Origin of the sequence: Pantanalinema rosaneae CENA516 (assembly GCF_050753385.1) — a bacterium.
GTDB classification, from domain to species: domain Bacteria; phylum Cyanobacteriota; class Cyanobacteriia; order Leptolyngbyales; family Leptolyngbyaceae; genus Pantanalinema; species Pantanalinema rosaneae.
In genome coordinates this window covers 123985-132068 of sequence record NZ_JBLZFZ010000015.1, presented here as the reverse complement: position 1 = coordinate 132068, position 8084 = coordinate 123985, and the positions used below count along the sequence as shown (strand labels likewise).

Here is an 8084-nt window from a genome sequence, read left to right as displayed (position 1 = left end):
AGATGTGTATAAGAGACAGCTCCCTCATCTCCCCACTCCCTCATCTCCCCACTCCCCACTCCCTCATCTCCCCATCTCCTTCACTCCCTCATCTCCCCCACCACCAGCCCCAATGGTCGTTCCTCCCTTCACGATCTCCTGCGCTGATTGCCCTTCTCCCTGGTAGCCAAAGTACCAGAGGGCGGCGGCGGCTTCGGCTCGGCTCACAGCTTTTTTCGGTTGGAAGAGGGTTGTGTAGCCAAAGGCTCGGCGAATATTCGCTTGATCTCCGTTTTGATAGTCGGCTAACACCGCCCGTTGGGCATTGGGATCAATCCGAGCGGCATCCTGAAAGCCCCAGGTTTGTTGAATTGCCTCTAGACTGGCTTTGGGTAAGGATTGGCGTAGATCCATCGGGACTTTCCACAGCAACAGGGTTTCGCGCGTCAAGGGTTGATCGGGGCGGAATGTGACGGTTGTACTGTTGCCAGATAGGGGACTGGGTAAAATCCCCGCTTCTGCCAAACCTTGAATCATGGCGAAGTCAGGATCCTTAGAGGGGACATCTTGAAAAGCGGGTTGGGCGGTTCCTAAACCAGCCCGGATTTGTTGAGTTGGTCGATCGCGGTTGAGGCGGTTATTCGCTTGAAACAGCCAACGGGCAAAGTCGCGGCGGGTAATGGCTTGATTGGGGGCTAACCGGCTAGGGTTGTTATTTTCCGGCGTTGCCGCTGTGGCTGGGGTTAGAACACCCAACTGAGCCAGGTCATTGACGTAAGATTGCAGTTCTTCAGGAACCTGATCCAAATCTGTGAAAGTATTGGGGGTACTGACCAGAGGAGGATCGGTTGTCTCCGCGTTGGCGATCGTTTCGCCTGCTGCCGTGGTACTTCCCGATGCGCCAATATTCAGATCCTGAGAGAGCTTGAGGTTTGCTAGATCGTTAGTAGCTGGAACTTGCCCGGTGGTGTTATCCGATCGCCGATAGCGAATGGTGAATTCCGTCGGGGTAGCATTGGGACTGGCAGAGGTATTGGGGGTAGGACTGGGGGTAGGACTGCTTAGGGTTGTCGCTTCCGGTGATACCGCTACAGTGACATTGAAATCTGTAGTTTCTGCCACGATCGCACCCTGCGAGGCATTACTGTTCGCCGGTTGCTCGACAATCCGCCAGTTGCCCGATAGTAGCTGCTGACGATAAAAGGCAAGAATACGATCGCCGCTATCTGGACTGCTCCAGCGAGTTGTTGTGGGTGAATTGGGGGTAGCGGTCGGGGCTGGGATCACCTCCTGTAAGTCTGCCCCGGGATAGCGAGGTATGGCTGTCGGGAAATCGTCCGGCAATGCCACGGTTTGGGCTGCCGTGGGGGAGGGGCTAACCGACGGTTCTACAGCCGTACCCGTTAGTTGGGGATCTGCTTCCAAGGCTTGCTCAAATGTGCCACTCCAGGATGTACCAGCACAGCTTGCCAGCGGAACTAGCAAGTAAGCTGCCAGAATGACCAAAACCGTAGAACGTTTACGGGACACGACTATCACCAGGTCAAAGCGTACCCTCTCACACTAGCGTAGATTTTTTACCATCGGCTGCCTCCGGCATTAGTTCCCCTGGTCTAGAGGGGAGCGGATATCCGTACCAGAGGCCTGCTGCTGATACGCCAAATAAACCGCTTCTAAAAACTGATCGGAGGTTAAATTAGGCGGTACTGTTTCTAACAGGATTAAATTGCGTAATTGCCTTGCCAGCTTTAAACTTAAGTCCGATTGCGCTTTTGGTTCCATCCGATGTCGTCGTTGCAAATACTCCTGGATCACAGCGTAATCATCGGGTAATAACTGGGCAAAATCTGTGGTTCCTGGCAGGGTTTTTGCCAGTTCCGTGGCGATATCTGAAATGACGATGTTGGTTTTCGTCGGTGAGCGACTTTCCTGTACTACGATCGTCCCCGCTGCCCAATCGCCAATCCGCTTTTCGCGTTTGCCCAGCACAATGAAAAATACCCCGATAAAGAAAAAATCATCGATTACGCGTAGCAGCGATCGCATAGCCGCCTGTGGCACTCCGATCGGTCTACCATCATCTTGAACGACGCGAATTTTAGCAATGCGTTTGCCTGGAGTTTGCCCACGCCAAACGGTTTCAAAAAAGACATAGTAACCGTTATAAATGGCGAAATTAATCAGTAGAGCGATCGCCAGTAACCATAAGGGAGCGGCACTGTAATCACCACCACGCTCATTTAATGTGCCTAATAATCCCACCGAAAAGGTATACCACAAAATCCAGAAGCCAACGATGATCGCGCCCAGAATATGGTAGTCAATCAGCAGGGCAATGGCGCGGTTACCTAGACCAGCGAGGGTAAATTCCAGTTCGACGCTTTCTGGAGTGGAAAGAGAGATGCGAGGAAAAAAACGCATGGCTATTGCGCTTGAGGAACACTTCAATTTAGGGTGTACGATCGCGCAACTGCAACCCCAGCCCTTCCTGCCGATTGCGTAAGTCAAAGTAAATCACTGACTTAATTGACTGCCAGAAGGGCACGACAAAGGTGTTAAAGATCAACACTAACAGGAAACTTAACGCCAATCCGGTGATGATCTGAACCATGGCTCCAGCCGCCGCCGCACTGTTAATGTTGTTGGCTTGTTGGGCCGCTAGGGGAGCCGCTGCAAACACTGCCGATAGAAAGGGAATAGAAGCTACTGCATACAGTGGGAGGGTAATGATGCCTGCGACTAGGACGATCATTAAGATGCGAGTAGCATATCCTTGGGTCAATTTCCAACTGCGCCCAATGGCAGCACCACTCGTTGATTCTTCTTCAATGGCTAAGGGCACTTCGGCAAGAAACCAACGGCTACAGACCCAAATGGTTAGCCCGATAGCAGCAATCAGCAAAACGAGATTCACTAAAACACCGAGGAGGATATTTTGTGAACCAACAGCCCTAGAAATGATGTTTGAAAGAATAAACCAGCCAAGAAACACCCCAAAGATCACGGCAAAAGCCAGTAATCCGACCAGGATTTGGGTGACCAGGAACCGAAACATGATTGGTTTGAGGCGATCGCGGGCAGTGGCGGTTGGTTCCGGTTTCTCCATCAGTTCGCCGAACGCCAGACGAGACAGTAGCCCCAGGTTCAAATAATACTTGGCACTACAGTAGATCGCTAAAGCAAGGATGGCTAGCCTGAACAACAGTAGAATGCCTGGATTACCAGCCGGATTACTAGCCGCAGCTGGATTACTGAGTTGAGCTAACGTACTGCCGAAAAAAATTGCTTGTATGCCCCAGTCAATAATAGTGGGTAGAATTGACCATCCGGCGGCAATCACCGCGATTAACAAATATTGCTTTAAGTGATTGCCATAAAGCCGAATGCTGGCACTGATGACATTGCCAACACTAAGAGGTTGCATGGAACCAGAGCTGCGAGCCATAGGTTAAACTCTTGCTATTCCGTGACAGGTGATGAAGCTATCCTAATTCACTCCTGGCAAGACGCTAAAAACATCACAGATTATGAACATTCAGCGGTGGATTGTACGACGGCAACCAAGTTGGCAGGAACTGGATGGCTTACTCAAAAAAGCGGAGAAACAAGGGTTAAAAACGCTCAAAGCCGATGAAATTCGGCAATTATCTAGCCTGTATCGATCGGTGTCGGGTGATCTGGCGCGAGCCAAGACGCAGCAGGTGGGGGAACTAGTCGTGCGGGATTTGCATAGTCTGACGACGCGTGGCTATTCCCAAATCTATCAAGGGTCACGGCGGCAAGAGTGGCAAGCGATGCGTGAGTTTTACCTGTGGGGATTTCCGGGTGCCGTTCAGCAGGCAGGCAGCTATATTGCCTTTGCCACTGCTCTGTTTGTGATTGCGGGATTGATTGGCTGGTGGCTATCCTGGCGTGATCCCAACTTTATTCGGTTGATTGTTCCTCAACATTTGATTGAACAGGTACGCGATCGTGGCGAACTGTGGATGGGGTCGATCGTGGGGATGGAACCCTTTGCCTCCAGTAGCATCATGATCAACAACATTCAGGTGTCCTTTGCCGCCGTAGCCGGTGGGATGACCGCCGGATTGCTCACCTTCTACTCAATGGTGCTGAATGGTCTAATGATTGGCATGGTGGGAGCGTTAGTCACCCAAAATAATCTTGCTTTCCCATTCTGGGCATTTGTCTTTCCCCATGGAGCGTTAGAATTACCCGCGATTTTTCTAGCTGGAGGAGCCGGATTCTTATTGGCGAGAGCGATCGTGTTTCCAGGACAGTATCGCCGGGGGGATGCGCTAAAACTGTATGGGGCTAAAGCCGCTCAATTGGTATTTGGCATTGTGCCCATGCTAGTGATTGCCGGAGTGATTGAAGGGTTCTTTTCGCCTAATCCCGCGATCCCTGATCTGGTGAAATATCTCACTGGGTTAGGGTTATTTGTGAGTTTGATTGCTTACCTTAGTCGCCAGCGCCCATGAAAACGTTACCTAGTTTCTTAGCTGCCGTACTACTCGCGCTTTGGGTTGGCGCGATCGCCATTATTGCTGTCCAGAACTTTACGGCGGTTTCATTCAGATTTTTGCAGTTCCAGTCCATCCAAATCCCCTTTGGCTTAGTTCTGGCGTTTAGTGTAGGGTTAGGAGCCATAGGTATGGCAACGATCCAACTGTTCGCTAGCGCTCCCAACAATGATCTGGAAGAGGATTAGGCTGTGTTTTGCCCCTCTACGATCCTTTTTGGCAATTGCACGATCGGAGGAGTGCCAGCGTGAACATTCCTCCGAGCCCAGACGATCGTTAAAGTGAATACACTTGCCCATCAATCAGCAACCGCGTAATCCCCTTGGCTTGTAGATGGGATGAGGTTTTCTGCAACACGCGACCATCCGGTAGCTTAATCACCCGTTGAGTGCGGGGATTAGAGTACCGTTTTGCCACTCGATGGTTATCAAAGATTGGCAGAGTTTTGGCTAGGGTTTCAGCTTCCGGAATTTCGCCCAGGTCGCCAAACTCGCGTAAGGGGCGGGCAATTAATTCCGATGTGCGATCGACCACGAGATAGCACGTTCGAGGAATGGGAGCCTGGGCGAGGGGCAGCACCTGAACCAGATTCTTCCCAGCAACCTGACGACCAACCAGGAGCACTTCTCCAGGAAGCCCATCGTCGTCATCGTCCTCTAGATCCTCGTCGTCCTCATCTAGATCGTCGTCTTCATCATCCAGATCGTCTTCATCATCTAATAGTCCCCCCGGATGTTCTTCCAGCCGTTTCTCGCTCAGAATTTCTTCAAAAACTTCTTCTGCTTCTGTGTGATAGCTCGTTTCAACGCCTTCTGTGGCGATCGGTTCTTCTGCTATGTCATCATTCGGGAGGTCACTGGCTGACGATCGCCGTCTTACCCGTCGTCGAGGGGCTTCAAACTGAGATGGTTTGGGAGGTGGAGCCTCTTCCGGTTCCTGATCTTCTGGTTCCCGCTCAAGCAGAGGGGGGCTGAACCCCAGATCTAACTGTTCGAGATTGGCAGCCGCTTTATCCACGGTTTCCATCGATAGCAGAACAGGTGCCGCAGATTCATGGTCATCATTCGCAAAGCGTCCGGCTCGCTTCTGTTGAATTAGCAACTCATACTCATCGGCGGGTAGCCCCTGTTTGAGAATACGGCTAATCGTCGAATTACTTACCCCATAACGACTTGCCAATGTTGAAGTCGTTTCACCGGGCAAGTGATAAAGCTCAAGAATTTGTTGCTTTTCTGGATCGGAAAGTTTGCGAGAAATCATGCCATCAGCCTTGAGAGAGTCTCTGCCTTGTTCATTCTATTCTGAAGCAGATCCAACCTGGCTGGTGATTCGGCTTAGGGCTGGAAAATCGTAACTTTAAGCCCGCCGCCGGGAACCACCCCGACGAGAGCGGCTGGATAGGTCATATTCCAAGGCGGCACCAATGCCAAACAACACACCGGAAAACACCCAACCGACCTCGGGTAAGCTGCCACTCTTGTAATCCTGAATATGGTCGTTGGCGTATTTGAACCAAATATCGGCGACGTAAAGACAGAATGCCGCAAAGGCAATCATCCGCCAGGATTGCGAAAAGCGTCCGCCCCAAAAAGCGAGTAGCAAGGCGGTAGCTAACACTAACAGGATGACATCGCAAACAAGATAGAACAGGTTGACGGGATCTTTGAACGGTTCCAGGGCATCTCTTAAGTCCACTGCCCATTGGGGGACATCTGGTTCAGCTTCAACGGCTTGGGCTTTAGTTGTAGCGGCTGGTACCGCAGGGGCAGGGACTGTAGTTTTAGGAGAGGCGGGTTTAGGGGCACGGGCGGTCTGAGCGTAGGCAGGTTGATCGAGCCAGAACGCGGTTTTGTTTGGAGCTTGGGGCGCGTTAGACCACAGTGCGATCGCGATCGCAATCCCGATCGCACCAATGCCAACCACGACCCCTTTCTGCCAGACTTCCAGATTTAATCGGCGGGAAGACACGGCCTGCCAGAGTCCGAGCAGGAGAAAAATGTAAGACAGGATGAAGAAAAAGTCCCCTGGTGATACGGCAGCCTCCAGCCCCAATCCGAGTTCCCAGTAAGTAAACAGGAGGTTGCCAAAAAAGTAGAACAACACTCCTAACCCAATACAGAGCCAAACATTGCGTCCACTGACAATTTGCGGGCTCCGCCAGTTACGAAAACAGAGGAGAAAGGCAACTAGATAGGCCGTTGCTTCAAAAATTGAGGTGCCTAGTGAGTACCAGGTTGGTGGATCTTCACCCTTAGGAGTAACACTAAACAGTAGGAAAAATAGCAGTGCCAAAACTGCCCAGGCAATCTGCGCCAGAACAATAGTTTGGACAGAAAGAAACGATTTAGAACCCGACTTATCCAGGCTACTCATACGTCTTACTCACCAGGTAGCTGCAATAGCAATAGCAATAGGGAAAGGAATAGAGATGCAACCTCTCAAGCAAGGGTGACATATCTCCAGAACTTCGGAACATATTTGTCAAACATTCTTAAGATGGGCGATGGGCTGATTTCGGTCGAGGCAGGCTGTCTGGCGGATGTCACGATCTCCGGTCGCGATCGTCGGTGCTTAACGCCACAATTTGCCCAGGGGTAACTGATTCAACCAATTGGTAAACTGGCTGCGATCGTTCTGAGGTAAGTCTTGCAGGGCATCCAGCGCTCGTTCCGCAAAACTAGTATTGCCGAAATAGGATTTACCAATGCGGTGGAGTTCTTGCAGCAGGGTATTCAGATGGTGCTCTTGCCAAGGCGGCAGTTGGGCAGCATTTAAAGGATCAAACGTGAGTAAATGTTTCACGGCATCCGGAGACTCTGCCTGGGGAAAGTGCCATTGTTTGAACACTTCCGAAATATCCTTCTGGAATAGTCCAGCCTGACGATTGCCCAGGAGATCTTCAATATCGATAAACACCGCTTGAAGCATTAACAGACAGGCTTTCACGGCTGGAGCGGCGGCTGTATCACCAGCTCCCCCCTCCTCTGCCAGTTGCTCTAGCCGAATTTTGCCCCAGACACTATAGCGTTCTGGTTCCTCTAAGAGGACGCAAGCTTTTCCCTGGTTGTCCGTTAAATCTCGCCATAGGGCTTTGGCATCTTCCTCTTGACTGGCGTTAAACACACTAATCAAGCGAAATGTCTGCCCCTGATAGGTCAGAATTGGAACTTTCTGATCCCGCTTTGGGTGCTGAATTGCCGAAATCTCAACATCCTGCCGTTTCAGTAACATGACTCTACCAGTTAACTCCTGTCAGGGCGAGGGGTGCTTGGGCCAAGGATACGATCGCCTCACCCAGTGCCAGCGGGGAAGACGAACGGATGAGCCACAATGAGATTGATGCTAGCGGCTTCGATCAAACGAGTTCAAGCCCCTGTTTATCTGTTCCCATTTTTGGGCTTCCAGTGTACATCGAAAGCAATCCCTTAAACATGTAATGCCTATACTGAACACAACTCGGATCAGCTTAAGTTTCTTTGAGCTGGCATGATTATGATCGCATAGGGATACTGTAAGCTTATAGCCTGAAGGAAGCGAATTGGCGATGATTAATTTGCTGGTTGCCAGAACGAGCGGCGACAG

8 protein-coding genes are annotated in these 8084 nt (G+C 51.1%); 2 read left to right on the top strand and 6 right to left on the bottom strand.

From position 1 onward, the window contains the following. Positions 1–63: 63 nt before the first annotated feature. The 3 genes from ACN4EK_RS11435 to ACN4EK_RS11425 form a co-directional block, all read right to left on the bottom strand. Complete coding sequence (locus tag ACN4EK_RS11435) at positions 64–1509, bottom strand: S-layer homology domain-containing protein (protein ID WP_431658000.1); 1446 nt, start codon at positions 1507–1509, stop codon at positions 64–66. A 69-nt stretch (positions 1510–1578) separates the two neighbouring features. Then, positions 1579–2400 carry an RDD family protein gene (locus ACN4EK_RS11430; RefSeq protein WP_431657999.1) on the bottom strand — a complete coding sequence of 274 codons (822 nt, stop codon included), beginning with the start codon at positions 2398–2400 and terminating at the stop codon, positions 1579–1581. Between the two features lie 28 nt (positions 2401–2428). Next, complete coding sequence (locus ACN4EK_RS11425; RefSeq protein ID WP_431657998.1) at positions 2429–3424, bottom strand: hypothetical protein; 996 nt, start codon at positions 3422–3424, stop codon at positions 2429–2431. An 82-nt stretch (positions 3425–3506) separates the two neighbouring features. Here ACN4EK_RS11425 and ACN4EK_RS11420 point away from each other — a divergent pair, with 82 nt between their 5' ends. Further along, the gene (locus tag ACN4EK_RS11420) at positions 3507–4460 is read left to right on the top strand and encodes a stage II sporulation protein M (RefSeq protein WP_431657997.1); all 954 of its coding nucleotides are present in this window, start codon (positions 3507–3509) and stop codon (positions 4458–4460) included. Further along, positions 4457–4690 carry a DUF1049 domain-containing protein gene (locus tag ACN4EK_RS11415; protein WP_431657996.1) on the top strand — a complete coding sequence of 78 codons (234 nt, stop codon included), beginning with the start codon at positions 4457–4459 and terminating at the stop codon, positions 4688–4690. The genes ACN4EK_RS11420 and ACN4EK_RS11415 overlap by 4 nt, the downstream gene beginning before the upstream one ends. An 88-nt stretch (positions 4691–4778) precedes the next feature. On the opposite strand, the gene ACN4EK_RS11410 is transcribed toward ACN4EK_RS11415, so the two are convergent. The 3 genes from ACN4EK_RS11410 to ACN4EK_RS11400 form a co-directional block, all read right to left on the bottom strand. Next, entirely contained in the window at positions 4779–5762 is a 984-nt protein-coding gene (locus ACN4EK_RS11410) for a sigma factor-like helix-turn-helix DNA-binding protein (RefSeq protein ID WP_431657995.1), read from the bottom strand. Positions 5763–5858: 96 nt separating this feature from the next. Continuing rightward, the gene (locus ACN4EK_RS11405) at positions 5859–6875 is read right to left on the bottom strand and encodes a hypothetical protein (protein ID WP_431657994.1); all 1017 of its coding nucleotides are present in this window, start codon (positions 6873–6875) and stop codon (positions 5859–5861) included. 198 nt (positions 6876–7073) lie between these two features. Further along, on the bottom strand, positions 7074–7733 hold the full coding sequence (locus ACN4EK_RS11400) for an Npun_F0813 family protein (RefSeq protein WP_431657993.1): 660 nt from the start codon (positions 7731–7733) through the stop codon (positions 7074–7076). Positions 7734–8084 lie beyond the last annotated feature (351 nt).

Excerpts from the sequence above, each read along its gene's own strand:
- ACN4EK_RS11430 (WP_431657999.1), bottom strand. The coding sequence starts at position 2,400 with ATGCGTTTTTTTCCTCGCATCTCTCTTTCCACTCCAGAAAGCGTCGAA.
- ACN4EK_RS11425 (WP_431657998.1), bottom strand. The coding sequence starts at position 3,424 with ATGGCTCGCAGCTCTGGTTCCATGCAACCTCTTAGTGTTGGCAATGTC.
- ACN4EK_RS11420 (WP_431657997.1), top strand. The coding sequence starts at position 3,507 with ATGAACATTCAGCGGTGGATTGTACGACGGCAACCAAGTTGGCAGGAA.
- ACN4EK_RS11415 (WP_431657996.1), top strand. The coding sequence starts at position 4,457 with ATGAAAACGTTACCTAGTTTCTTAGCTGCCGTACTACTCGCGCTTTGG.
- ACN4EK_RS11410 (WP_431657995.1), bottom strand. The coding sequence starts at position 5,762 with ATGATTTCTCGCAAACTTTCCGATCCAGAAAAGCAACAAATTCTTGAG.
- ACN4EK_RS11405 (WP_431657994.1), bottom strand. The coding sequence starts at position 6,875 with ATGAGTAGCCTGGATAAGTCGGGTTCTAAATCGTTTCTTTCTGTCCAA.
- ACN4EK_RS11400 (WP_431657993.1), bottom strand. The coding sequence starts at position 7,733 with ATGTTACTGAAACGGCAGGATGTTGAGATTTCGGCAATTCAGCACCCA.